Origin of the sequence: Rhodococcus sp. T2V (genome assembly GCF_029269925.1) — a bacterium.
Lineage (GTDB): Bacteria > Actinomycetota > Actinomycetes > Mycobacteriales > Mycobacteriaceae > Rhodococcus_F > Rhodococcus_F koreensis.
This window is the reverse complement of sequence record NZ_JARJBD010000002.1, coordinates 1-24964: the sequence shown is the minus strand read 5'-3', so window position 1 is coordinate 24964 and position 24964 is coordinate 1. Positions and strand designations below refer to the sequence as shown.

23 protein-coding genes and 1 riboswitch are annotated in these 24964 nt (G+C 70.1%); of the genes, 18 read left to right on the top strand and 5 right to left on the bottom strand.

The window, feature by feature from the left end:
• Nucleotides 1-61 precede the first annotated feature (61 nt).
• A complete protein-coding gene (locus tag P3H15_RS02315; RefSeq protein ID WP_009479420.1) occupies nucleotides 62-721 on the top strand; it encodes a response regulator transcription factor in 660 nt (219 codons plus the stop codon).
• A 12-nt stretch (nucleotides 722-733) separates the two neighbouring features.
• On the opposite strand, the gene P3H15_RS02310 is transcribed toward P3H15_RS02315, so the two are convergent.
• Nucleotides 734-1945, bottom strand: a complete 1212-nt coding sequence (locus P3H15_RS02310) for a serine/threonine-protein kinase (protein ID WP_276135960.1) — start codon at nucleotides 1943-1945, stop codon at nucleotides 734-736.
• 211 nt (nucleotides 1946-2156) lie between these two features.
• On the opposite strand from P3H15_RS02310, the gene P3H15_RS02305 reads away from it, so the two are divergent.
• From P3H15_RS02305 to P3H15_RS02270, 8 genes are all read left to right on the top strand, one after another.
• Nucleotides 2157-2996 carry a hypothetical protein gene (locus P3H15_RS02305; protein ID WP_276135959.1) on the top strand — a complete coding sequence of 280 codons (840 nt, stop codon included), beginning with the start codon at nucleotides 2157-2159 and terminating at the stop codon, nucleotides 2994-2996.
• On the top strand, nucleotides 2993-4546 hold the full coding sequence (locus tag P3H15_RS02300) for a DNA polymerase Y family protein (protein ID WP_276135784.1): 1554 nt from the start codon (nucleotides 2993-2995) through the stop codon (nucleotides 4544-4546). The genes P3H15_RS02305 and P3H15_RS02300 overlap by 4 nt, the downstream gene beginning before the upstream one ends.
• Nucleotides 4547-4710: 164 nt before the next feature.
• Entirely contained in the window at nucleotides 4711-5094 is a 384-nt protein-coding gene (locus tag P3H15_RS02295; RefSeq protein WP_015889979.1) for a VOC family protein, read from the top strand.
• Between the two features lie 40 nt (nucleotides 5095-5134).
• Nucleotides 5135-5920: an alpha/beta fold hydrolase gene (locus P3H15_RS02290; RefSeq protein WP_276135783.1), complete on the top strand. Its 786-nt coding sequence runs from the start codon at nucleotides 5135-5137 to the stop codon at nucleotides 5918-5920.
• Between the two features lie 92 nt (nucleotides 5921-6012).
• Nucleotides 6013-6987, top strand: a complete 975-nt coding sequence (locus P3H15_RS02285) for a R2-like ligand-binding oxidase (RefSeq protein ID WP_276135782.1) — start codon at nucleotides 6013-6015, stop codon at nucleotides 6985-6987.
• Between the two features lie 35 nt (nucleotides 6988-7022).
• Entirely contained in the window at nucleotides 7023-7535 is a 513-nt protein-coding gene (locus P3H15_RS02280; RefSeq protein WP_276135781.1) for a hypothetical protein, read from the top strand.
• 10 nt (nucleotides 7536-7545) lie between these two features.
• Nucleotides 7546-8124, top strand: a complete 579-nt coding sequence (locus P3H15_RS02275; RefSeq protein WP_276135780.1) for a YdeI family protein — start codon at nucleotides 7546-7548, stop codon at nucleotides 8122-8124.
• 29 nt (nucleotides 8125-8153) lie between these two features.
• Nucleotides 8154-9032 carry a sucrase ferredoxin gene (locus P3H15_RS02270; RefSeq protein WP_276135779.1) on the top strand — a complete coding sequence of 293 codons (879 nt, stop codon included), beginning with the start codon at nucleotides 8154-8156 and terminating at the stop codon, nucleotides 9030-9032.
• Between the two features lie 5 nt (nucleotides 9033-9037).
• Here P3H15_RS02270 and P3H15_RS02265 read toward each other — a convergent pair whose 3' ends face one another.
• Nucleotides 9038-11032, bottom strand: a complete 1995-nt coding sequence (locus tag P3H15_RS02265; RefSeq protein WP_276135778.1) for an SDR family oxidoreductase — start codon at nucleotides 11030-11032, stop codon at nucleotides 9038-9040.
• Between the two features lie 32 nt (nucleotides 11033-11064).
• Nucleotides 11065-13185, bottom strand: coding sequence for an MMPL family transporter (locus P3H15_RS02260; protein WP_276135777.1), 2121 nt, complete (start codon nucleotides 13183-13185; stop codon nucleotides 11065-11067).
• A gap of 92 nt (nucleotides 13186-13277) precedes the next feature.
• Nucleotides 13278-13420, top strand: a riboswitch (cobalamin riboswitch).
• Between the two features lie 98 nt (nucleotides 13421-13518).
• Between P3H15_RS02260 and P3H15_RS02255 the strand changes: the two genes are divergently transcribed.
• From P3H15_RS02255 to P3H15_RS02225, 7 genes are all read left to right on the top strand, one after another.
• Nucleotides 13519-14514: an ABC transporter substrate-binding protein gene (locus P3H15_RS02255; RefSeq protein WP_276135958.1), complete on the top strand. Its 996-nt coding sequence runs from the start codon at nucleotides 13519-13521 to the stop codon at nucleotides 14512-14514.
• Nucleotides 14511-15599, top strand: a complete 1089-nt coding sequence (locus P3H15_RS02250) for an iron ABC transporter permease (RefSeq protein WP_276135776.1) — start codon at nucleotides 14511-14513, stop codon at nucleotides 15597-15599. Before P3H15_RS02255 ends, P3H15_RS02250 begins: the two co-directional genes overlap by 4 nt.
• Complete coding sequence (locus P3H15_RS02245; protein WP_276135775.1) at nucleotides 15596-16372, top strand: ABC transporter ATP-binding protein; 777 nt, start codon at nucleotides 15596-15598, stop codon at nucleotides 16370-16372. The genes P3H15_RS02250 and P3H15_RS02245 overlap by 4 nt, the downstream gene beginning before the upstream one ends.
• Nucleotides 16365-17108, top strand: a complete 744-nt coding sequence (locus tag P3H15_RS02240; protein ID WP_276135774.1) for a (2Fe-2S)-binding protein — start codon at nucleotides 16365-16367, stop codon at nucleotides 17106-17108. Before P3H15_RS02245 ends, P3H15_RS02240 begins: the two co-directional genes overlap by 8 nt.
• Before the next feature lie 133 nt (nucleotides 17109-17241).
• Nucleotides 17242-20496 (top strand): error-prone DNA polymerase, encoded by a 3255-nt coding sequence (locus P3H15_RS02235; protein ID WP_276135773.1) that lies wholly within the window; start codon nucleotides 17242-17244, stop codon nucleotides 20494-20496.
• 24 nt (nucleotides 20497-20520) lie between these two features.
• The gene (locus P3H15_RS02230) at nucleotides 20521-21414 is read left to right on the top strand and encodes a DUF4349 domain-containing protein (RefSeq protein ID WP_276135772.1); all 894 of its coding nucleotides are present in this window, start codon (nucleotides 20521-20523) and stop codon (nucleotides 21412-21414) included.
• Entirely contained in the window at nucleotides 21411-21719 is a 309-nt protein-coding gene (locus P3H15_RS02225) for a rhodanese-like domain-containing protein (protein ID WP_276135771.1), read from the top strand. Before P3H15_RS02230 ends, P3H15_RS02225 begins: the two co-directional genes overlap by 4 nt.
• Before the next feature lie 21 nt (nucleotides 21720-21740).
• Here the strand turns inward: P3H15_RS02225 and P3H15_RS02220 are convergent, their stop codons facing one another.
• Nucleotides 21741-22790, bottom strand: coding sequence for a TDT family transporter (locus tag P3H15_RS02220; protein WP_276135770.1), 1050 nt, complete (start codon nucleotides 22788-22790; stop codon nucleotides 21741-21743).
• Nucleotides 22791-22879: 89 nt separating this feature from the next.
• Between P3H15_RS02220 and P3H15_RS02215 the strand changes: the two genes are divergently transcribed.
• Complete coding sequence (locus P3H15_RS02215; RefSeq protein ID WP_276135769.1) at nucleotides 22880-23824, top strand: LysR family transcriptional regulator; 945 nt, start codon at nucleotides 22880-22882, stop codon at nucleotides 23822-23824.
• Here P3H15_RS02215 and P3H15_RS02210 read toward each other — a convergent pair.
• Nucleotides 23805-24272 carry a tRNA (cytidine(34)-2'-O)-methyltransferase gene (locus tag P3H15_RS02210; protein WP_095861070.1) on the bottom strand — a complete coding sequence of 156 codons (468 nt, stop codon included), beginning with the start codon at nucleotides 24270-24272 and terminating at the stop codon, nucleotides 23805-23807. The two genes, P3H15_RS02215 and P3H15_RS02210, sit on opposite strands and share 20 nt — an antisense overlap.
• A gap of 43 nt (nucleotides 24273-24315) precedes the next feature.
• Here P3H15_RS02210 and P3H15_RS02205 point away from each other — a divergent pair, with 43 nt between their 5' ends.
• Nucleotides 24316-24921: a pentapeptide repeat-containing protein gene (locus P3H15_RS02205; RefSeq protein WP_276135768.1), complete on the top strand. Its 606-nt coding sequence runs from the start codon at nucleotides 24316-24318 to the stop codon at nucleotides 24919-24921.
• Nucleotides 24922-24964 lie beyond the last annotated feature (43 nt).

Genomic DNA, 24964 nt, shown 5'->3' with positions numbered 1-24964 from the left:
GAATCGTGCGACACGCTCTACAGTGGGGTGACACTACCCGCCCACGCGAGGAACAGCCGCAGTGACTTTGCCTGAAACACCCCCGTACCGTGTCTTTCTCGTCGACGATCATGCCGTGTTCCGCTCCGGTGTCCGTGCCGAGCTCGGTAGGGAAGCGGACATGGAGGTGGTGGGCGAGGCGGGCGGTGTCGCGGAGGCGGTGGCTGGGATCAACGCCACCTCGCCGCACGTCGTGCTGCTCGACGTCCACATGCCCGACGGCGGCGGTGTCGCGGTGCTGCGGGGCATCGAGTCGGGTCCGGTGTGCCTGGCGCTGAGTGTGTCCGACGCCGCCGAGGACGTGATCGCCGTGATTCGCGCGGGCGCCCGCGGGTATGTCACCAAGACGATCTCGGGAGCCGAGTTGGCCGACGGCGTCCGCAGGGTCGCCGGCGGTGACGCCGTGTTCAGTCCGCGGCTCGCGGGTTTCGTGCTGGACTCCTTCACCGGACGTTCCAATGCTCCTGAGCCGCAGCTGGATCCGGAGCTGGATTCGCTGACGCCGCGGGAGCTGGAAGTGCTGCGGCTCCTCGCCCGCGGTTACACGTACCGCGAGATCGCCGAGGAACTGGTGATCTCGGTGAAGACGGTCGAAACGCATGCGTCGAACGTGCTGCGGAAGACGCAGCAGTCCAACCGGAATGCGCTCACCAGGTGGGCGCACCGCAGGCGGATCGACTGACGTCCCCGGGGGTCAGGGCTGCGCGAGCAGGACGATCACGGCCACGAGCACGGCCAGGATCAGGATCGCGACCATGACACCCATGGCGATCGGCGCCCACGCGACCACCTGGTCGCGGACGGTGGGGGCCGGCGAACCCGGAGCGGGTTTCGCCGGGCGCGGAGGCCACTGCAACCGGCCGAGCGGACGCGGCACGTTCTTGAGCGGGGTGCTCTGATGCACGGCGGGCAGCCCGGCCTGCGTGGAACCGACCAGTTTGCCGCGGCGCCGTGAGTCGGGCAACGGTGTCGACCGGTGAGCCCACGCCGGGATGGTGCCGTCCGCGGAATAGACGGGCGAGCCGACGAGGTGCGCGACGTTGCCGTCCCCGGCCATGGCCACCCGGGCCAGGGCGTCGCGGGCCTCGGCCATCGTCGGACGACGCGCCGGGTCGGGTTCGAGAAGATGCAGCAGCGTGTCGGTGAGGGGTCCGGCCTTGCTCGGTCGGTAGATCTCGGCCTTCGCGACCCGGTGCAGGAGTGCGATGGAATCGGAGTCGATCCCGAACGGCGGCTGCCCTTCGACGACGGTGTACAGCGTGGATCCGAGGGAGAAGACGTCGCTGGCCTCGGTGGGGTCCTGGCCGCGGGCGACCTCGGGGGAGAAGTACGCGGGCGTGCCGGTGATGACCCCGTTCGCGGTGTCCGCGGAGTCACCCTTGGCCCGGGCGATACCGAAGTCGCTGATCTTGACGGTGCCGAGTTCCCGGCCGCGGTCGGCGACGAGGATGTTGCCCGGCTTGATGTCCCGGTGCACGATCCCCGCGGCGTGGGCGGCGGTGAGCGCGTCGGCCACCTGCGCGCCGATCTGGGCGACCTCGAGCGGGGGCAGGGTGTCGGCGATGTTCATCGCCTGGGCGAGGCTGCGGGACGGCAGGTACTCCATGACGAGCCAGGGCTCCCCGGCTTCGAGCGCCACGTCGTACATCGCGATGGAATGCCGGTGCGCGAGTTTGGCGGCGTTGCGGCCTTCCCGCATGGTGCGGTCGCGGACCCGGCGGGCCTCCTCGGGGTCGAGTCCGGCTGTCGTGGTGACCTGTTTGATGGCGACGTCGCGGTGCAGCAGGGTGTCCCGTGCGAGCCAGACCGCGCCCATTCCGCCGCCGCCCAGTTTGGACCGCAGGCGGTACCTTCCGGCCACCAGGTATTCGGGTCCGATGCCCCTTTCGCTCTGCTCCTGCTCCATCACGCGTTCAGGTTAGAGGATTGTGCGGACACGGGACGCGCGGCCGTCCTGACCTGGTCGTTCGGGGTCCACTTGACGGGCCTGCACGGACCCGCTTTACTGAGAACGGGTTCGAAAATACGTTCGAACAAAGCGTCTGTTCGAGCCGCGTCTTCCCCGTGGTTGCCGACCGCTGTTGGTGCCGAGTGTCAGGGGTGTCGAGTTGGTTGAAGTGGCCGGCGAGCCGGGGTTGCCGGTGCCGGGGGCTCCCGAGTTGTCCGGGCTGTCCCGGCAGGAGCGTCTGGACTACCTCCGGCGACGGATGGCCGCCGTTCCCGCACGCGGGGAATCGGTGGCGAGCCGGGCCCCGGTGGAGGGCGGATTTCCTGCGACGGGCACGTCCGCGGCTCCCGATTCCCACGCCGCCGGGGTGCTTCCGGTTCCGGCCGCGCTGGCAGGCCTCCTTCCCCGGGGCGGACTGGTGCGCGGTTCGGTGGTGTCGGTGTCGGGTGCCACCTCGCTCCTGCTGGGGTTGGTCGCGTCCGTCACCGCGGGCGGCGGTCACGTCGCGGTGATCGGGCATCCCCGGCTCGGGGTGCTGGCCGCGGTCGAGATGGGCGCGCAACTGGAACGGCTGGCCCTGATCCCGGACCCGGGCGCCGATCCGGTGGAGATCGCCGCGGTGCTGCTGGACGGAATGGATCTGGTGGTGCTCGGGCTGGGAGGGGCGTCGGTGGCGCCGTCCCGGGCGCGTGCGGTGGTGGCCCGCGCCCGGAGCAAGGGGGCGACCCTGGTCGTCACGGACGGGCACTGGGACGGCGCGGAGATGCGTCTGGAGGCGCGGGTGCACGGTTATGCCGGGCTGGGCAACGGATCTCAGGACCGGGGCTGCGGGCGGTTGCGGTCCCTCAGCCTGGCGGTGTGCGCCCGGGGGCGGTCGTTCCAGCCGCGCACCACCCGGCTGGACGTGCGGTCGGCGCAGGGCCGGGTGGAATGGGTGAGCACCCCGGAACCGGTGGTGTCCCTCGAGGCCGTCCCCTTCCCGGATCCGGTGGAGGTGGTGGGCCTGTGAGCCGGGTGCTGGCGTTGTGGTGCCCCGACTGGCCCGCGGTCGCGGCGGCCGCCGCCGCGGATCTCCCGCCCACCCATCCGGTGGCGGTGACGTCGGGCAACCGGGTGATCGCCTGCTCGGCGCCGGCCCGCGCGGACGGGGTGCGGCGAGGTCTGCGCCGCCGCGAGTCCCAGGCCCGGTGCCCCCGGTTGCATGTGGTGGCAGCCGATCCCGACCGCGACGCGCGACTGTTCGAGCCGGTCGCCTCGGCCGTCGACGCGGTGGCACCCGGAGTCGAGGTGCTGCGGCCCGGTCTCGTGGTGCTGTCCGCTCGCGGCGTCGCCCGGTATTTCGGTTCGGAGGAAGCCGCCGCGGAACGGCTGGTGGACCAGGTGTCGGCGGTGGGGGTGGAATGCCAGGTCGGTATCGCCGATCAGCTGTCCACGGCCGTGATCGCCGCGCGCAGAGCAACTCTCGTGCCACCCGGCGAGGGGGCGGCCTTCCTGGCGCCGCTCCCGATGCGGGAACTGGCGGCGGAGCCGAGCCTCGCGGCGCCGCATCGCGGGGAGCTGGTCGATCTGCTGCACCGGCTCGGGTTGCGCACGATCGGCAGTTTCGCCGCGCTGTCGGCGGGCGACGTGGCGTCGCGGTTCGGAACCGATGCGGTGCTGGCGCATCGGGCCGCGCGCGGTGAGCCGGAGCGTCCCCCCTCGGGGCGGTCGCTGCCTCCGGACCTGGAGGTCGAGGAACGGTGCGATCCCGTCATCGAACGGGTCGACGCCGCCGCCTTCGCGGGACGGGCGTTGGCGGAGAAGCTTCATCGCACGCTGTCGGACGCCGCGGTGGCCTGCACCCGGCTGTCGATCTCGGCGAGCACCGGCAACGGTGAACAACTGTCCCGGATCTGGAGGTGCGCGGAACCGCTGACTCCCGAGGCGACGGCGGACCGGGTGCGGTGGCAGCTGGACGGGTGGCTCACCGGGCGCAGCGAGAAGCGGCCCACCGCCGGTATCGCCGTCCTGCGGCTCGAACCGGTGGAGGTGGTGGCGGCAGGCGCCCTGCAGTTGGGACTGTGGGGTGGGGTCGGGGACCAGGACGAACGGGCCCGGCGGGCCCTGGTGCGGGTGCAGGGCCTGCTCGGCGGGGAAGCCGTGCAGGTGGGGGTCCTCAGCGGTGGGCGGGGACCGGCGGAGCGCATCACGTTGCTGCCGTTGGGCGACGAGTTGATTCCTCGCAACGATCCGTCGGAGCCGTGGCCGGGCACGTTGCCGGAACCGGCGCCCGCCGCGGTGCTGACCGCGTATCCGGAGGTGTGGATGTCGGACGAGCGGGGCATCGCTGTGACGGTCACGGAACGTGGTGTGTTCAGCGCGGCTCCCGCGCGGCTGCGGTGGGGGAGCAGGGAGTGGGCGGTGTGCGGATGGGCCGGACCGTGGCCGGTGGACGAGCGGTGGTGGGACCCTCCGGCGGCGCGGACGGCGGCCAGGGCGCAGGTGCTGCTGGAGGAGTCGCGGGCGCTGCTGGTGATCTGCACGGCAGGCCGCTGGTCGGTGGAGGGAATCTACGAGTGAGGCATCCATGAGTGACACAGCTCGCGCGCCGGCATCGCTTGCGGACCGGCCGTCCGAAATGCTTTGCTGTGCAGAGGGTCGCGTGCCGGTGGCGGACAGCGTCAGGCATGGAGGCCGGCCACAGTCGCGTCGTCGGCTCGTGGCATACCTCGAAAGGGTCGACTGTGACCATTTCCTTCAATCACACGATCGTCGCCGCCAAGGACAAGCAGGAGTCGGCGACCTTCTTCACCACGCTGTTCGGGCTGCCGGACGCCGTGCCCGCCGGACATTTCCTGGCGGTCGCGCTCGACAACGGGGTGTCCCTCGACTTCGCGGAACCGCCGATCGAATTCCAGCCGCAGCACTACGCGTTCCTCGTCGGGGAGGACGACTTCGACCGGATCTACGGCCTGATCGTCGAGTGGGGTCTCGACCACTGGGCGGATCCGCGGCAGACGCTGCCGGGCACCATCAACACCAACGACGGCGGCCGGGGCGTCTACTTCCTCGACCCGTCCGGACACTACCTGGAGATCATCACCCGCCCGTACGGGTCGGGCCGGTAGTCCGCGGCCGGGATGCCGGTGCTCGCTAGTCTGGATTGTCGTGGACACGACCAGGACTACCCCGACGCGCACCGGCATCGAGATCGCCTACCGGGACAGCGGTGAGCCCTCGGTGCCGGGGTCGGCGGACGTCCCGTCCGTGCCGGTGGTGCTGGTGCACGGGATGGGCGGTGACGGCGGCACCTGGCACCGTTTCGCCCGCGCACTCGTCGCCCGCGGGCGGCGCGTCCTCGTCCCGGATCTGCGGGGGCACGGTCGCAGTGCCCGCGCCGCGTCGTACCTGTTCGAGGAGTTCGGCGCCGACGTGGTCGAGGTGTGCGACAACCTGGGCCTGACGAGGGTGGATCTCGTGGGGCACTCGCTCGGCGGCCATGCCGCGTCGCTCGCGGCGCAGGCCCGACCGGGGCTGGTCCGCCGGCTGGTGATCGAGGAGGCCCCGCTCCCGTTGCGACCCGGTGACCCGGAACAGGTGTTCGCGAACCGGCTGCCGTCGCTGCCGGAACTCTGGCACGCGACGACGAGCGTCATCCGGCATCCGCGGGCCGTGTTCGCCTTCGACCGGTCGATGACGGGCTCCGCGATCGAGCAGTTCCGCCGCCCGGATCCGTTGTGGTGGGACCGATTGCCGGGCATCGAGGCCGACACGCTCATCCTGCGCGGTGGTCCGGGCGGGATGGTCGACCCGGGCAAGCTCGAGTCCGCGGTCGCGGCGATACCGAAGTGCCGGGTGGTGGTGTTTCCGGGCGGGCACAGCATTCACCGAGACCGGTACGACGAGTTCGCCGCCCACGTCCTGCCGTTTCTGATGAAGCTTCAGACGAGCTGACAAAAAGTCCGAAAATGTAAACCGCGGCGGCCTCGACAGGACTAGCGTGGAAACGGAAAGAGGGGGCTCGGAACGAGGAAGAAGGACCCACGATGTCGACACTCACGCCCGGACGTCCCTACGCGCCCGGCAGGCAAGGGTTCAGCTCGCTCCGCGACGGGGGACTCAACTGGGACGCGTTCCCGTTGCGGCTGTTCACGAAGGGCAACGCCAAGTTCTGGAACCCCACGGACCTCGACTTCAGCCGGGACGCGGAGGACTGGGAGGGGCTGAACTCGGAGCAGCAGCGCAACTCCACGTATCTGGTCGCGCAGTTCATCGCCGGTGAGGAAGCGGTCACCGAGGACATCCAGCCGTTCATGAAGGCGATGGCCGCCGAGGGGCGTTTCGGCGACGAGATGTATCTGACGCAGTTCTGTTTCGAGGAGGCCAAGCACACCCAGGTGTTCCGGTTGTGGATGGACGCGGTGGGCCTGACCCGGGACCTGCACCCCTTCGTCGCCGAGAACCCGTATTACCGGCAGTTGTTCTACGAAGAGTTGCCGGGATCGCTGAAGGTCCTCGAGACCGATCCCAGCCCGGCCAATCAGGTGCGGGCCAGCGTCACCTACAACCACGTCATCGAGGGCAGCCTCGCGCTCACCGGGTACTACGCGTGGCAGAAGGTGTGCACGACGCGCGGAATCCTGCCGGGAATGCAGGAACTCGTCCGCAGGATCGGCGACGACGAACGACGCCACATGGCGTGGGGGACGTTCACCTGCCGCAGGCACGTCGCCGCCGACGACGGCAACTGGGGCGTGGTCCAGGAGCGGATGGCGGAGTTGATGCCGTTGGCACTGGGCATGATCGACTGGGTCAACAAGCAATTCGAGGTCCAGCCGTACGGGCTCGACGAACAGGAGTTCATCGCGTACGCCGCGGACCGGGCGCAGCGCAGGCTGGGGGCGATCGAATCCGCGCGCGGACGCCCGGTCGAGGAAATCGACCTGGACTACTCGCCCGAGGCGCTCGAGGAGAAGTTCGGCGAGGAGGACGCCAAGGCGATGTCCGAGGCTGCCGGCTGAGACACACTGCGCGGTGGCAATGGCAGGATCTGCTCATGGCGCTCACCGCACTCGACCGCAGACTCCTCGGCTGGTCCGCAGCATTCGTGATCTCGCAGGCGAACATCATCCGCCTGCTCGGTCCCGTGGCACCCCGGCTCGCCGAGATCCAGACGGCCCGCTCCGCCCGGGACTACACGGCGATCCTCGACGGGATGACCGATTCCGACACGGCGCGCTACCGCAGCCACTACTACCCGGACTTCGTCCACCCGCTGATCTACGCCGTCGCGCTGCGCACGGGTGCCCGGCGGTTGGCGGAACTGACCCCGCTGTCGCCGAGAACGCGGAAGGTGCTGGCGGTGGCGCCGGTGATCTCGGCGGCGGGCGACTACGCCGAGAACGTCGTCGGGCTGTACCTGCTGTCCCACCGTGAGCACATCACCGACGCGACCGTGCGGGCCACCAGTGCGGTCAGCGTCACCAAATGGGTGCTGGCGCTCGGGGCGCTCGGGTACCTGTCCCAGGGATTCGTGAGGGTCTGGGCGGGAAAGCTGTTCTCCCGCTAGATTCAGGCGCATGAGTGCTGCCGAGTTGAGCGTCGAGTACTTCACCGGCCAGGCCGAGTTCCGGGAGTGGCTCGCCGCCCATCACGCCTGCTCGCCCGGCATCTGGCTGAAGATGGCCAAGAAGGGGTCGGCGCAGTCGTCGATCGACTACGACCGGGCGCTGGAGGTCGCGCTGTGCTACGGCTGGATCGACAGCCAGGTCCGCCGCGTCGACGACGACTTCTTCGTGCAGCGGTTCACCCCGCGCTCGTCGCGGAGTCCGTGGTCCAAGCGGAACCGCGAGTTCGCGGAGAAACTCGCCGAGGCCGGTCTCCTCGAGCCCGCGGGCGTGGCCGAAGTCGAGCGGGCCAGGGCGGACGGCCGCTGGGACCGCGCGTACGCGGGACAGAAGGCGGCGGAGATGCCGCAGGACTTCCTGGACGCCCTCGCGCGGAATCCCGAGGCCGAGGCCTTCTACGCGACACTCGACAGCCACAACCGGTACGCCGTCTACTACCGCCTGCAGGACGCCAAACGCCCGGAGACGCGTGCCCGCCGCATCGAGAAGTTCGTCCAGCAGCTGGCGGAGCGCAGGAAGTTCCACGACTGACCGATTTTCGCTACTGACACAATGGCAGCGTGCCTGACACGATCACCGCCACCTGCTCCGCGCTGTCCGCGGCCGACGAGCCCCTCGCGGGCACCGCTGCGCACGTCAGGGGCTGGGTGTGCCTGGAATTCCCCGGAGCGTGGGGCCGGGACGTGCTCGACGGCGCGGCGCTCGGCACGGACTTGGCCCGCGAACTCGACGCCCGCGCCGACGCCGCCGGGGTGCGGATCATGTTCATCCGCCGGCCCGGCCGCGGCACCGCGTCACCGGATCGGCGCACGGTGCTGCTGGCACAGTCGCACCCTGCGCGGTCGTGGTGCGAGCGGCTCGAGATCGGCTACCCGGAGGACCTGCTCGAGCTGGACCTCGGTCTGGTCGCGGGACCCGCGCCGGGTCTGGGCACGCCGGTGACGGACCCCGTCGCCCTGGTGTGCGCGCACGGGAAGAGGGACCAGTGCTGCGCCGTGCTCGGGCGGCCGGTCGCGGCCGGCCTGACCGCGGAGTTCGGCGACGCGGTGTGGGAGTGCTCGCACACGGGCGGGCATCGTTTCGCGCCGTCGCTGATCCTGCTGCCGACGGGCTACACGTACGGCCGGCTGTCGGTGCAGCAGAGCGTCGACGCGGTCCGCGCCGCCGCCCGGGGCGAGGTGTACCGGACCGGGCTGCGCGGCCGCAGTTGCTGGGACACCCAGGGGCAGGTGGCGGAACTCGCCGTCCGCGATCTGGTGGACGCCGCTGCCGACGAGCTGACGGTGGACGCGAATTCGGTTGTCACCCACCGCGACGGGCGTCGCTGGGTCGTCGACCTCGAGGAGCGGGAACTGCCGCCGCGGCCGGCGAGTTGCGGGGCGGCGCCGAAGCCGGTGCGGCCCGTCGTCGCCACCGGAGTTCGCGCCCGCACCCCCTGAGACGGTCACCAGTGGGTGCCGGGCACCAGCCTTCCGACCTTCCGGGCGGCGCGGCCCAGCATCGACGACGTGTGGTGCCCGGGTTCCGGCGTGCGCCGAGGGGCCGGCGTCGCGTCGTCCGTGCTCGTTCCCTTCGCGGCCGGTGAATCGGGGAACATGCGATACATCTGGTGCATCACGCGGTCCTTGACCGCCGGTGCGAAGACGTGGCCGAGTTCACCGAGCGTGCCGGTCGGGACGTCGATGCGTTTGGGGCGTTCGATCAGCGCACGGACGACCATGGCGGCCGCCTTCTCCGGGGACGTGATCGGCCCGATGTTGTACCGGCCGGTGGGCGCGATCATCGGCGTCTCGACCAGCGGCATGTGGATGGTGGTGAACGTGATTCCGTCCGAGAGTGTTTCGGATGCCGCGACGTCGGTGAATCCGTCGAGGGCCGATTTGCTGGCGACGTAGGCGGCGAACCGCGGGGTCGCGCCCTGGACCCCGGCGCTGCTGATGTTGACGATGTGGCCGAACCGCCGCTCGCGCATCTGCGGGAGGAAGGCGAGGACGAGTCGGACCGCGCCGAAGTAGTTGACGGCCATGGTCCGTTCGAAATCGTGGAACCGGTCCGTCGAGTGGTACAGCCCCCGGCGAATCGAACGACCCGCGTTGTTGACGAGCATGTCGACGTGATCGTGTTCGGCGAGAACGGCTTTGACGGTGTGCTCGACCGACTCGTCGTCGGTGATGTCGCAGGGGTAGCCGTAGGCCTCGCCGCCCGCCGCGCGGATCTCCGTGACGACGGCGTCGAGTTCCGTGGTGCGCCGGGCGAGCAGGATGACCTTCGCGCCCTTGCGGGCCGTCGCGATCGCGGAACTCCGGCCGATCCCGGACGACGCCCCGGTGATCACCACGTGCCTGCCAACGAGCGGTCCGGCGGGGTGGGGCCTGCGCGCCCGGTCGGGGTCGAGGTTCTCGCGCCAGTACGACCACAGCACGCCGGCGTACGAGGCGAAAGGGGGCACCTCGATGCCGGTGCCGCGCAGCGCCTCCCGGGTGTCGCGGTCGTCGAACACCGTGGGCAGGGTCAGGTTCTCGACGAGCACCGGCGGGATGCCGAGTGCGCCGAGCACGGCCTTGCGGCCCGCGTCGAGGGCGGAGTCGGGGGCGGGGGTGAGGAACGGGCGGACGAGTTCGCCGGGCAGTCCGATCGCGGGGTGCGGTGCGCCTGCCGCCTCGGCGAGCGCGGCGTAGATTTCCCGGACCGGCTGGGGGCGCGGATTGACGAGGTGGAACGTCTGGCCGTCCCGTCCCGGCGCCGTCATCAGTTCCACGACGGCCGCCGCGACGTAGTCGACGGGCACGACGTTGGTCGCGCCGATCCGTGGGACGGCCACGGGCAGCGCGGCGGGGAGTTTCGCGAGCGCCGCGATGGCGGGGAAGAGGTAGTACGGGCCGTCGATCTTGTCCATCTCGCCGGTGACCGAACTGCCGACCACCGCGGCGGGGCGGTAGATGCGTGTGCGCAGGCCCTCGGCGTCACGGACCAGTTTCTCGGCCTCGAACTTGGTGCGGTGATACGGGGTGGGGAAGCTCTGGCCGAGATCGAAATCGGTTTCCCTGAACGGCCCCTCGTGATCTCCCGCGACGGCGATGGAGGAGACGTGGTGGAGAGTCGCATCCAGTTCCCGGGCCAGCGCGATGACAGAACGGGTGCCGTCGACGTTCGTGGCGGCCTGCTCGTCGCCGGCCGTGAGGTCGTAGATCGCGCCGAGGTGCAGGACGTGGTCGGCCGCGGGTGCGGACCCGAGTCCGAGGCCGGGCTCGGTCAGGTCACCGATCAGCGGATGCACCCGTTCGCCGCCGGGCATGCCGTCGACGAGCGCTTCCAGTCGCGCGACGGACGCGCGCCGGACGAGGACGTGGATCTCGGCTGATGCATCGCGGTCGAGGATCAGGGGCAGCACGTGCCGACCCAGGAATCCGGTACCGCCGGTGACGAGGTAGGTGGCCATGCCCCGAACTTACTCCAAAGTAAGATGATGCACTAGTGGCCGAGACCCACCTTGGCGTGCACCTTCTTCATCCAGGCCGGAGCCCACCAGTTGGCCTCGCCCATCAGCTTCACCAGGGACGGAACGAGGAGCATCCGGACCACCGTCGCGTCGACGAGCAGCGCGACGATCATGCCCACGCCGAGGAACCGCATGATCGACAGACCGGAGATGGTGAACGCCCCGGTCACCACCACGAGCAGCAGCGCGGCGGCCGTCACGATCCGGCCGGTGCGCTCGGTGCCGAAACGCACGGCCTCCTCCGTCGTCGCGCCCGCCTCGTGCGCCTCGACCATGCGCGACATCAGGAACACCTCGTAGTCGGTCGACAGGCCGAAGACGACGGCGAGAATGAGGACCACGAACGTCGCCTCGAGCGGTGCCGGACTGACCCCCAGCAGGCCCGCGCCGTGTCCGAGCTCGAAGATCCAGGTGAGCACCCCGAACGTGGCGGCGAGACTCAGCCCCGCCATCGCGACCGCCTTGATCGGCAGCACCACCGAGCCGAAGGCCAGGAACAGCAGGACCAGCGTCGAACCCACCATGATCGCGATCATGACCGGCAGCCAGTGCACGATCGCGGCGTTGCCGTCGTCGACGGTCGCCTGGCCGCCGCCGACGAGCAGTTCGGTTCCCTCGGGGGCGGAGATGGCGCGGAGACCGTCCACCGCCGCGCTCTGGTCGTCGGTGGTCACTCCCTCGGAGTAGACGGCCTGCACCGCCACCAGTTCGCCGCCCGCCGCGACGACGGTGGCGGCGCCGATGCCCGGCACCTGACCGGCGGCCTGGGCCACCGCGGCCCCGTCGGCGGCAGTGGGTGCGGTGCCGTCGGCGCCCCGGAGGATCAGGGTGGCGCCGTTCCCGGTGGTGGGAAATTCGGTGGTGAGGGTGTCGGTGGCGATACGGGCGGGATCGTTCTCGGGCAGCGCCGTGTACGTGACCTCGCCGAGCGACGCGCTGAGCAGCGGCGCGGCCAGGACCATCAGACCCGCGACGATCCCGACCGCGATGGCGACCGGCCGACGCATCACCCAGGTGACGACGGAGCCCCAGAACTTGCGGGCGCGCACCTCACCGCGCTGCGCCGCATCCTTGCGCCAGCTCAGCGCGTTGATGCGGTGACCGAGGATCGCGAGCAGCGCAGGCACCGCGGTGAGGGACAGCAGCGCCGCACTCGCGACCGCGGCCATCGCACCGAACCCGAGCGACTTGATCACGTCCTGGGGAAACACCAGCATCCCCGAGAACGCGCACACGAGAAGCAGACCGGAGAACAATACGGTGCGCCCCGCGGTCAGGACGGTGCGCCGGGTCGCCTCGGCCACGTCGGCGCCGGACTCGAGTTCCTCGCGGAAACGGCCGACGATGAACAGGCCGTAGTCGATCGCGAGCCCCAGGCCGAGCAGGGACGCCACGTTGATCGCGAACGAACTGACGTCGGTGAACAGGGTCAGCAGGCGCAGCGTGGCGAGGGCGCTGAAGATCGAGAGCAGCCCGACGAACACCGGAACGGCGGCGGCGACCAGACCGCCGAAGATGAAGACCAGCAACACGAGAGTGATCGGCAGCGCGATCGCCTCGGCCAGCACCAGGTCCTGTTGCAGCCGGTTGTTGAACGCCACACCCACCACCGAGTTGCCCGCGAACTCGGTGTCGACGCCCTCCACCTCGAGCTTCGGCAACAGATCGTTGAACGTGGCCGCTGTGATCCCGGCATCCGGGTCGACGGTGATCGCGGCCGAAGCCTTGGTACCGTCCTCCGACACCATCAGGTGCTTCCTCGTCGCGTCCGCCGTCCAGTACGACGTCACCGAATACGTCGGCACCTCGGCGGCGAACCGGTCGAGACTCGCGGTGACCTGGGGGCCGATGTCACCCAGGGTCTTCCCGTCGGGTGCGGTGTAGATGGCGATGATGTCCGGCGTCTGCGGACCCAGATTGTCCTCGACGATTCGCGCCACCTCGGCGGATTCGCTACCGGGGTCGATGAATCCGCCGGAGCTGAGCTTCGCGAACACCCCGGTGCCCCACACGCCGCTGACCAGGACGACGAGCACGGCGAGGGTCAGGACCCACCATTTGCGTGAAACAACGGTCGAGGCCCAACGTGTCATGCGTCAACTCCGGGTGGTCGGGGGCGGTCGGCTGCGACTGCCGACTGTAGTGCGGATCCAGGGATTGCCGGTGGGGGTGTGACGCGGGTCCCGGCGAATCGTGCATACTCGGCGGTGCACTTGCAGTCACACGCACGGGGGAAGCCGGTCCGAATCCGGCGCTGACCCGCAACGGTAGGCCACCAGAGCATTTCGGTGGCGAGCCCGATTACCCGGCGTGTGGTGTGCGACATCCTTTTCGTCGTGGTCTACGAAGCGGAGTCCCGCAGGCGCGCCTGCACGTGGGCGTCTGCCGGCTTCTCATTCGTGGCTCTGAGCCGCAATGAGGTTTACATGCACGGTCAGTTGTTCCGAAGTTCCGCTCTGGTCACGCTCGCCGTGGCCGCGCTGGTGGTCGCCGGGTGTTCGCGGGGGGAGTCCGCGGGGCAGACCGCTTCCACCGAATCCTTCGCCGAACCGGTGTCCGTCACCAACTGCGCGCGAACGGAGACGTTCGACGCGCCGCCGCAGCGCATCGTCAGCATGAACGATCACGTCACCGAGGTGCTGATCGAGATGGGGGCCGGTGATCGCATCGTCGGCACGGGGTACGGCGACGCGACCCCGCTGCCGGAGTTCGCGGACGCCTTCTCGAAGATCCCGAAACTCGCGAAGGAATACCCGACCCGGGAACAGATCCTCGACCTCGACCCCGACCTGGTGGTCGGCGGTATGCGCAGCGCGTTCGACGAGAAGGAAGGGCGCTCGCGCGAATCCCTCGGCGAACAGGGCATCCCCACCTTCCTGTTCTCCGAGTACTGCGGGCAGGGCTTCCCCGACATCGGACTGCTGCGCAACGATTACACGCAGCTCGGTGAGATCCTCGGCGTCCCGGACGAGGCACGCGCCGTCAGCGACCGGGTGACGTCCGGATTGCAGGCCGTGCGGGACGAGATCGCAGGCACCACTCCGGTTCCGACGTTCTTCTACGATTCCGGCGAGGACGTCCCGCTGACGATCGGCGGCGTGGGTGTTGGCCAGCTCATCGCGGACCACGCGGGCGCGGCCAACCTCTTCGCCGAGGGGCAGAAGCCGTATTCGACGTCCACGTGGGAGATCATCGGTGAACGCGCCCCGGAGGCGATCGTCGTCCTCGACTACGGCACGACGAGCGCGCAGGCGAAGATCGACTTTCTGAAGTCGCACCCGATCATGTCTACGACGCCCGCTGTGAAGGCGGGTCGTTTCGTGGTGGTGCCGCTCGACGACTTCTTCGAGAGCCCGCGCCTGGTGCGGTCGGTGGAGACGATCGCGCGGGCGCTGCATCCGGACGCCGTCGGCGCGCGATGACCACGACCGCCGAACGTGCGGCGCCACCCGCGTCGCCGACGCACCCGGCCCGGACGCGCGTCGGGTTCGCGGGCCTGATGATGCTGCTCGCCCTGACGACCCTGTTCGTCCTCGGCCTCGCGGTGTCGTTCGGTTCCGTGCGCATCCCCGTCGGCGACGTCTGGGCGATCGTCGCGCACCGGGTGGCCCCGGGTGCGTTCGACCCCTGGTGGTCGCAGGCCCGGGAATCGATCGTCCTGGACTCCCGGTTGCCGCGGGCGCTGACCGCCGCGGTCGTCGGGGCGGCGCTCGCCCTGGCAGGAGCCGTGGCGCAGGCGGTGACACGTAATCCACTGGCCGATCCATATCTGCTCGGGGTGTCCTCGGGTGCGGGTTTCGGCGTGGTGGTGGTGACGGTGCTCGGGCTCGGAGTGGGAGCGCTCGGCGTGTTCACGATTCCCGCCGCGGCGTTCCTGGGCGCCATGGTGCCGCTGTTCCTGTCACTGGCGATCGGTGGCCGGTATCCGCAGCCGACCGCGGTCATCCTCGTCGGTGTCGCGTCGGCGCAGGTGTTCTCCGCCCTCATCACCTTCTCGATCCTGGTCGTCGCCGACGAGCACCAACTGAGTTCGGTGATGCACTGGCTGGCAGGCGGTTTCGGCGACTCACGCTGGTCGACGGTGATTTTCCCGGCTCTCGCACTCGCAACGGTGGGGGCGGCGATGATGCTGAGCGCGAGCCGCGTCGACCTGCTGCAGGCGGGAGACGACGGCGCCGCCGCCCTGGGGATGAACGTGCGGCGCTTCCGCGTCGTGCAGTTGCTCGGGGTGTCGATGCTGGCAGGGGCGGCCGTGTCCGTCGCCGGCGGCATCGGCTTCATCGGCCTGCTCGTGCCGCACCTGGCCGGGTACGTCGTGGGCGCCCGAGCGGTCAGGCTGCTGCCGGTCGCCGCGTTCCTCGGCGCGATCGCGATGGTCGCGGCGGACACGGCCGCGCGGTCGGTCGCGCGGAGCATCGAGGTCCCCGTGGGCGTCGTCACCGCCCTCGTGGGAGCACCGATCTTCGTGTGGATGCTGTACCGGCAGTACGGGAGGGCAGAGCGGTGACCGCGCTGCGCCTGCACCGGGTGCGCGCCGAACTCGGATCGCGGGAAGTGCTGCACGGCGTCGACCTCGCCGTGCGCCCCGGTGAGGTGCTGGCGCTGGTCGGGCCCAACGGTTCCGGGAAGACCACGGCGCTGCGCTGCTGCTACCGCGCGCTCACCCCGACCGCGGGCGCCGTCGTCGTCGACGGAACGGACAGCGCCGATCTGGGCAGGCGGGAACTCGCCCGCACGATCGGCGCGAGCACCCAGGAACCGCGGGTGTCCGCGGGACTGACCGTGCGCGAATCCGTGTCGCTCGGACGCGTCCCGCACCGGGGCTGGTTCGAACGGGCGAACGGGGTCGACGGCGAGATCGTGGAGACGTGCATACGGCAGGTGGGGCTGGCCGAACTCGCCGGCCGCGACGTGCACGCGCTGTCCGGTGGGGAACGCCAGCGGGTGTCGATCGCCCGGGCTCTCGCGCAGCAGCCGCGGGTCCTGCTGCTCGACGAACCCACCAACCACCTCGACCTGCGGCATCAGCTGACGGTGATGAACCTGCTGCGCGACCTCGCGCGCGACGGTCTCGCGATCGTCGTGACCATGCACGACCTCCGGCTGGCCGTGGAGTACTGCGACACACTGGCCGTGCTGCACGATGGACGGGTGATCAGCACCGGTCCGCCCGCCGACGTCCTGGACGACACCGTGCTCGGCGGGGTGTTCGGCATCCGCGCCGTCGTGCGGTCGAGTCCGCGGCTGACGATGGAGATCCGGGGGCTGGCCGATGGATGAGAAACTGCGGCGCGCGTACGAGCTGACCGCCCGCCGCGTCCCGATGATCGCCGACCAGATCGAGCACCGCGGCGCCGCCGCGTTCCCGGCCGTGCGACTGACCGATCCCGGCTGGCTCGCGGAGCGGGTCGCGGACACGGCGGCGCGGTGGGGCAGCGACGACCCCCGGGTCAACGGCACGCTGTGGTGGTACTCGGCCAGTTCGACGCTGACCGGGATCCCGATCGCGACCGCGCTCGTCACGGGTGTCGCCGCCCACCCGGGGCTCGGCGACGCCGTGGCATTCCTCCGGGACGACGGGTACCTCGGGGGCATCACCGCGTCGTCGGGGCTGCCGGTCACCGAGGGGCTGTCCGAACTCGCGGCCGAGATGGCCGCGGCACTGACGCCGATCGTCGATGCGCTCGCCGCGGTGTCCGGGGTGCGGCACGCCGCGATGTGGGCGATCACCACGGATTCGATCGCCAACCGGGCCCTCGACGCGGGAACGGCGTGCGGCGACCGCGCCCGGGGCAGCATCTTCGCCCGGGGTCTGGTGGACGCACTCCGCCGCGCCGGTGTGGTGCTGCCGGACCCGCGGTTCGTCGACGTCCGGGCAGGGACGCTGTCGCGCCGGTTCACGCAACGGGCGTCGTGCTGCCTGATCTACGAGACTCCCGGCTCGGGCAAGTGCGTGAGCTGTCCGCGAAGGCCTGCCGAGGACCGTCTGAGAGGTCTGGCCGCGCTGGTGAGGTGACCCGCATTGACCGGTCCGCGAGGGCGATGGCACACTGACAGTGTTCGAACTCCCGTTCGAATGATGCGCCTTCCCCAGCGGCATCTTCTGTGATCTCGGCACGTACGTGCGCGGGTAGAAGAGGTGTAATCAGATGGGTTGGGGAAACGGTCCGCCGACGTGGTCCGAGATGGAACGCGTCCTGTCGGGCAGGCCGGGGCGGGTCGACCCGGAGTCGATGTATCCGGGCGACGGCGGCGACAGTCCCGCATGGTCGCGCAAACGGGGGGAGTACCGGGCGGGCCGTCAGGAGCGTCCCGGTTCCACCGTGCCGTACGCCGAACTGCACGCGCACTCGGCGTTCAGCTTCCTCGACGGCGCCTCTCCGCCGGAAGAGCTGGTGGAGGAGGCCGTCCGGCTCGGTCTCGAGGCCATCGCGCTCACCGACCACGACGGGTTCTACGGTGTGGTCCGGTTCGCCGAGGCGGCGAAGGAGCTGAACATGCGCACGGTGTTCGGGTCCGAACTGACGTTGGACGACGCGCACCTGCTGGTGCTGGCGCGAGGCCAGGAGGGGTACCGGCGGCTCTCCCGGGAGATCGCGGCGGCGCATCTCGCGGGAGGGGAGAAGGGCAGACTGCGCTACGACCTCGACGGCCTCGCCGATGCCGCCGGTGGGCACTGGCAGATCCTGACCGGCTGCCGGAAGGGGCATGTGCGTCAGGCGCTGGCCGGAGGCGGCCAGGACGCCGCGGCCGCCCGGCTCCGGGAACTGATCGACCGATTCGGGGCCGACCGGGTCACGGTGGAACTCACCCATCACGGCGTCGCGGAGGACGCCGAGCGCAACGCCTGCCTCGCCGAACTCGCACAGCAGCACGGACTTCGGGTGATCGCGTCCACGGCGGCACACTTCGCGGGACCGCCGCGGAGGAGACTGGCCATGGCGATGGCCGCCGTCCGGGCCCGTCAGAGTCTCGACGACGCGGCCGGGCACCTGGCGCCCGCCGGGGGAGCGCACCTGCGGTCCGGTGAGGAGATGGCGCACCTCTTCGCCGCGTACCCGGACGCCGTCCGCGGTGCCGCGGAACTCGGCCTGGAGTGCGCGTTCGACCTGCGGCTCATCGCGCCGCAACTGCCCCCGTTCGACGTTCCCGACGGACACACCGAGGCCAGCTGGCTGCGCACGCTCACGATGGACGGGGCCCGTCGCCGCTACGGCGCGCCTGCGGACCGGCCGGAGGCCTACCGGCAGATCGAGCACGAACTGGACATCATCACCGGGCTGAACTTCCCGGGCTACTTCCTGGTGGTCCACGACATCGTGTCGTTCTGCAAGAACAACGACATCCTCTGCCAGGGAAGGGGTTCGGCGGCCAACTCCGCCGTCTGCTACGCCATCGGCATCACCAACGTGGATCCCGTCCGCAACAAATTGCTGTTCGAACGTTTCCTCTCACCCGAACGCGACGGCCCCCCGGACATCGACGTCGACATCGAATCCGACCGCCGGGAGGAGGCCATCCAGCACGTCTACACCAAGTACGGACGCCAGTACGCGGCGCAGGTGGCGAACGTCATCACATACCGCGGAAAGTCCTCGGTCCGGGACATGGCCCGGGCACTGGGTTTCTCGCAGGGGCAGCAGGACGCGTGGAGCAAGCAGGTCAGCCGCTGGGGTGGGATCGGGAAGGAGGCCGGCACCGACATTCCGCCCGCTGTCCTCGAACTGGCCGCTCAGATCGAGGGGTTTCCGCGGCACCTCGGCATCCACTCGGGTGGCATGGTGATCTGCGACCGGCCGATCGCCGACGTGTGCCCGGTGGAGTGGGCGCGCATGGCGAACCGCAGTGTTCTGCAGTGGGACAAGGACGATTGCGCTGCGGTGGGTCTGGTGAAATTCGACATGCTGGGTCTCGGCATGCTCTCCGCGCTGCACTACATGATCGACCTCGTGGCCGAGCACAAGGGGATCGAGGTGGATCTGGCGCAGCTGGACCTCTCCGAGGAGGCCGTCTACGAGATGTTGCAGCGGGCGGACTCGGTGGGGGTGTTCCAGGTGGAGTCGCGGGCCCAGATGGCCACCCTGCCGAGGCTGAAACCGCGGAACTTCTACGACCTGGTGGTGGAGGTGGCGCTCATCCGCCCCGGCCCGATCCAGGGCGGATCGGTGCACCCGTACATCCGTCGCCGCAACAAGCTCGAACCGGTGACCTACGACCACCCGTCCCTGGAGAAGGCGCTGAAGCGGACGCTGGGTGTGCCGCTGTTCCAGGAACAGCTGATGCAGATGGCGGTCGACGTGGCGGGTTTCAGCCCGGCCGAGGCCGACCAGCTCCGCCGGGCCATGGGGTCCAAGCGGTCGCCCGAGAAGATGGAACGGCTGAGGGGGCGGCTCTACCAGGGCATGCGGGATCTGCACGGAATCGGCGAGGACGTCGCCGACCGGATCTACGAGAAGCTGTACGCTTTCGCGAATTTCGGTTTCCCCGAAAGTCATTCGCAGAGTTTCGCGGCCCTGGTGTTCTATTCGTCGTGGTTCAAGCTGCATCACCCGGCGGCGTTCTGTGCAGGTCTGCTGCGGGCGCAGCCGATGGGGTTCTACTCGCCGCAGTCGCTGGTGGCCGACGCCCGCAGGCACGGGGTGCGGGTGCACGGCGCGGACGTCAATGCGAGCCTCGCGCACGCCACCGTCGAGGCGGGCGGGACGGAGGTGCGTCTCGGGCTCGGGGAGGTGCGGCACATCGGGACCGCGCTGGCCGAGCGGATCGTCGAATCCCGCGGCGACGGCGGGCCGTACACGTCCTTCCTCGACCTCACCGGCCGGGTGGAACTGAGCACGGCACAGGCCGAATCGCTGGCCACCGCAGGTGCTCTCGACAGTTTCGGGTTGTCCCGGCGGGAGGCGCTGTGGGCGGCGGGCGCCGCGGCGGGGGAGCGTCGCGACCGGCTGCCGGGGATCGGGGCGTCCACCCGCGCGCCGACCCTGCCGGGGATGAGCGATCTCGAACTGGCCGCGGCGGACGTGTGGGCCACCGGGGTGTCACCGGACACGTATCCCACCGAGTTCCTGCGCCCGCAACTCGATGCGCTCGGAGTGATCCCTGCGGCGCGCCTGCTCGACGTTCCCGACGGCGACCGGGTTCTGGTGGGTGGGGCGGTGACGCACCGGCAGCGCCCGGCGACGGCGGCGGGGGTCACGTTCATCAACCTCGAGGACGAGACCGGCATGGTCAACGTCGTCTGTTCGGTGGGGTTGTGGGCGAAGTACCGCACACTCGCCAACACGGCACCCGCACTGCTGGTCCGCGGCAAGGTGCAGAACGCCGAAGGCGCGGTGACGGTGGTGGCGGATCGGTTGCAGCTGATGGATTTGCGGGTGTCCGCCAAATCCAGGGACTTCCGATGAGCCCCGCACCGCTAGCATCTGGTCATGAGGAGATACGTGTTGTCGGCGATCGTCGTGGCTACGCTGGCGCTCGCGGGGTGTGGGGGTTCGAACAGCGACTCCTCCCAGTCGTCGCCCACACCCTCGCCGGGGGACTCGAGTCAGATGGAGATCGGTGGCGCGGTGCAGCAACCCGCGAAAGACCAGGCGCCCACCGAGCGTCAGGAGATCATCACCGGTCAGGTCGCGCTCACCGCGGACGACCCGGTGGCGGTCGGCAGGCAGATCGTCGACAAGGTCGATGATCTGGGCGGGCGCATCGACCAGCTCACCGAACAGCCGGGCTCCGACGGCCAGGACGCGAGCAGTTCCCTGACCATCCGGGTGCCCGCCGACTCGCTCACCCGGACGTTGGACGATCTGCGGGAGTTGGGCAAGGTCACCAGCGTCAGCGTCACGAAGAGCGACGTGACGATGCAGTCGCAGGATCTCGACGCCCGGATCAACGCATTGACAGCGTCCGTCACCCGCCTGCAGGGGCTCATCACGTCGGCCGCGAACACCGCGGATCTGATCGAGGCCGAGAAGGCGTTGTCGGAGCGTCAGGGCGAACTGGACAGCCTCACCGCCCAGAAGCGGTCGCTGAGCGACCAGGTGGCACTGGCCACGATCACGATCGACGTCACCACCACCGATGCCGAACGGCCGAGCACCGGTCCGGACAACTTCTGGGAAGGCGTCGTCGCGGGCTGGAACGCCCTGCTGACCGCGATCGCGGGCGGCGCCGTGGTCGTGGGCGCGCTGATTCCCTGGTTCGGTTTCGTGGCCGTCATCGCACTGGTCGTGTACGGCGCGTACCGTCTGCGCCGGATGTACAACAGGCCGCCCGGACCCCCGTCGGGCCCGGCGCCGGAACGAGAAGAGGCGAAGACGCAATGATCGAAGTCGACCTGAATGCCCTGGACGGCGCATTGGCGTCGGGTGCCCCCGTCATCGACGTGCGCGAGGCCGACGAGTACGCCCAGGCCCGGGTTCCGGGAGTGACACTGATTCCGCTCAGCGAGTTCGTCGCGCGCGTGGACGAGATCCCGGAGGCCGAGGTCGTCTACGTGATCTGCGCGGTCGGCGGCCGGAGCCTGCAGGCGGCGGAGTATCTGAATGCGCGGGGGATCAACGCCGTGTCGGTTGCGGGCGGGACGTCCGCGTGGATGCAGTCCGGCCGCCCCGTCGACTCGGGCGCCTGACACCCGAGTCACGGTTCGTGGTCAGCGCGCCGCGCTGAAGGCGTGGGCTGCGGAATCGTCCCGGACGACGCGCTCACCCAGTCGCCCGGCGGCGTGCCGCAGTGTGCGGACCGCGACGGTGCCCCAGATGACGACCAGCGCGCACCACAGGGTCACGCCTGCGCCGACGATCACGACGGAATCCGTCGCCAGGCCGAGCGAGTTCGCTCCCAGCGCGCAGGTGCCGACGGGGAACGTGAAACTCCACCAGCTGGGGGTGAACGTCAACCCGCGGCGAAAGGCCCTGGCGGTCACGGTGACCACGGTCGCGAGGGCGAGGACGCCGAGCGCGCCGACGGTGGTCCCGTAGACGACGCCCACCGCGTGGAGCCAGGCGTGGCCGGACGCCGCGCCGAGCAGATTGATCGCCGCCACCGACTGCCCGATCACGCCGAGCGGAATCCAGAGGGTCGGCACGAGCGGGGTGGCGGGGAGCCCGTTGCTCAGCAGATGGCGGCCGACGACGACGGCGACGGTCACCGCGGCGCTCAGCGCCAGCGCGAACAGCGAGTAGCAGACCACCAGCATCGCGATCCGAGGTATGCCCTCGGGGAGGTGCTTGACCAGTGCGGCTCCGGAGGCGGCCGACACCATGGGCGGCACGACGGGCATGAGCCAGGACGGCACCGGTGTCACCTGGTGGGGCCGGGTCAGCCTGCGGGCCATGACGGCGTAGGTGACGAGCCCGATGCCGGTCCCGATCGTCCAGAGTGTGGCCGAGACGGGGACGGCGACGTCGCCGAGAAGTGCGCCACCCGCGGATCCGGTGCCGGCGCCGACGGTCAGCACTGCCATCGACACGGCGCCGTAGAACGGGAACATCGTGTGGCTGCGCGCGTCGGCGAGGGCGTCGTCGCGGCGGCGGATCCAGTGCCGAACCAGTGCGGTCGTCAGCAGCACGAGCAGCGTCACGGCGATCAGCCAGAAGACCTCGGAGGCCGTCCGGACCACCGGAACGCCGACCGGAAATGCGGCGGCGACGACTGCGAGGATGCCGGTGCCCATCACTGCTGCGAACCAATTCGGGGTCATACCCAGAGCTTGCCGCCGCGTCGTCGTGGCCGGTAGAAGGCTTGTCGTTGAATGCCCACAAATCACGTTTGTGGGACTAGCCTTGGGTTGTGCCGCTGTCTCCCCGAGTACCCGAACTCAGTGCCCTCGACGTCCTGTTGTCCGTCGAGCGGCTCGGAAGCATGGGTGCGGCGGGGCGCGAGCACGGGCTCAGCCAGCAGGCCGTCAGTGCCCGGGTGCGGTCGGCCGAGCGCCAGTTCGGCATCAAGGTGTTCAGCCGCGGCGCCAGCGGGGTGCGGCCCACGTCGGAGGGTGCACTCATCCTCGAATGGGCGAGTCACATCCTCGCCACGGCGGAGGAGCTGGCGTCGGGGGTCGCGGCGCTGCGAGGGGAACGGCAGGCCGGGCTGACGGTCGCGGCCAGCATGACGATCGCCGAGTACCTGGTTCCCGGGTGGACCGTCGCGATGCGGCGCAAGTACCCGAACGTGGTCACGAACGTCCGGTTGCTCAACTCGTCCGAGGTGACCGCCCGGGTGCTGTCCGGCGAGGCCGATCTCGGGTTCGTCGAGGGCCCGGACATTCCGGCGGGACTGCAGGTGCGGGAGATCGGCCGCGACCACCTGGTGGTCGTGGTGCCGCCGGAGCACGAATGGGTGCGCCGGTCGCCGATTCCGGTGTCCGAACTCGCCGCGACACCGATGATCCAGCGGGAATCCGGGTCCGGAACGCGCACCACCCTGGAGAACGCGGTCCCGCAGTGCGTCCCGCCGCTGCTGGAGCTGACGTCGTGCACGGCGGTGAAGGCGGCCGTCGTGGCGGGCAACGCCCCGGCGGTGCTGTCCTCGCTGGCGGTCGCCGCCGACCTGACGGACGGCAGGCTCGCCTCCGTCCAGGTGGAGGGGCTGACGCTGCCGCGGCGGCTGTCCGCCGTCTGGGACCCGGTGCGCGGGGTGCAGGGTGCGGCCCGCGACTTCCTCGACATCGCCCTCGGTGCCGGCGCTGCCGCGGGCGTCGGGGCCCTGACTGCCGCAGCTACAGCGCAGCCCCGCTGAAACCGTGCTGGCGCCACGCCTCGTACGTCACGAGGGCCGCGGCGTTGGACAGGTTCAGCGACCGCCGGCCGGGCAGCATCGGGATGCGGAGCCGCTCCGTCACGTGCGGATCGGCCAGCACCTCCGCCGACAGTCCGGTGGGTTCGGGACCGAACAGCAGGACGTCGCCGGGCCGGTAGGCGATGTCGGCGTACGACACGGTGGCGTGCGCGGTGAACGCGAACACCCGCGCCGGTTCCACCGCCGCCCAGGCCGCCTCCAGGTTCTCGTGCACGGTCACCGACGCCAGGTCGTGGTAGTCGAGCCCGGCCCGTTTCAGTTTGGGCTCGGACAGGTCGAACCCGAGCGGTCCCACGAGGTGCAGTTCGCAACCGGTGCCCGCCACCATGCGGATGGCGTTGCCGGTGTTGGGTGGGATTCGGGGTTCGTGGAACATCACTCGGAACACCCGCACAGCTTAGGGCCACACCGTGAGGCGGCATGATGGACGCATGGATCCGGTCGAAGAGGTGGTGGGTGAGGACTACGGCGACGCACGACTCCCCGCGCAGAACTGGCAGCGGCGGCACTACACGAAATGCAACTTCCGTGACGCCGACCTGAGTGAACTCCGCACCGAGTCGGTGATCTTCACCGACTGCGATTTCACGGGCGCCGACCTCGCCGAGTCGCACCACGTGGGGACGGCGTTCCGCTCCTGCACGTTCACCCGAACCATGCTGTGGCACAGCGAGTTCCGCAACTGCAGCTTCCTCGGTTCGGAGTTCGACAACTGCCGGCTGCGCCCGGTGGTCTTCGACGAGTGCGACTTCACGCTCGTGTCGCTGGGCGGTGCCGACCTGCGCGGACTCGATTTCACGGACTGCCGGTTCCGGGAAGCCAACCTCGTCCGCACGGACCTCCGCCGGGCCGTGCTCCGCTCGGCGGACCTGTTCGGGGCCCGCACCGGCGGCGCGAAACTCGACGGCGCGGACCTGCGCGGGGCGCACGTCGACGCGAATCTGTGGACGGCGGCCTCACTGGACAAGGCGCAGATCGAACTCACCCAGGCCATCGCGTACGCGACGGCGAACGGGCTCGTGGTGGAACCTGCCTGACACTGGTTCGGCGAACCTGCCTGACACTGGTTCGGCGAACCTG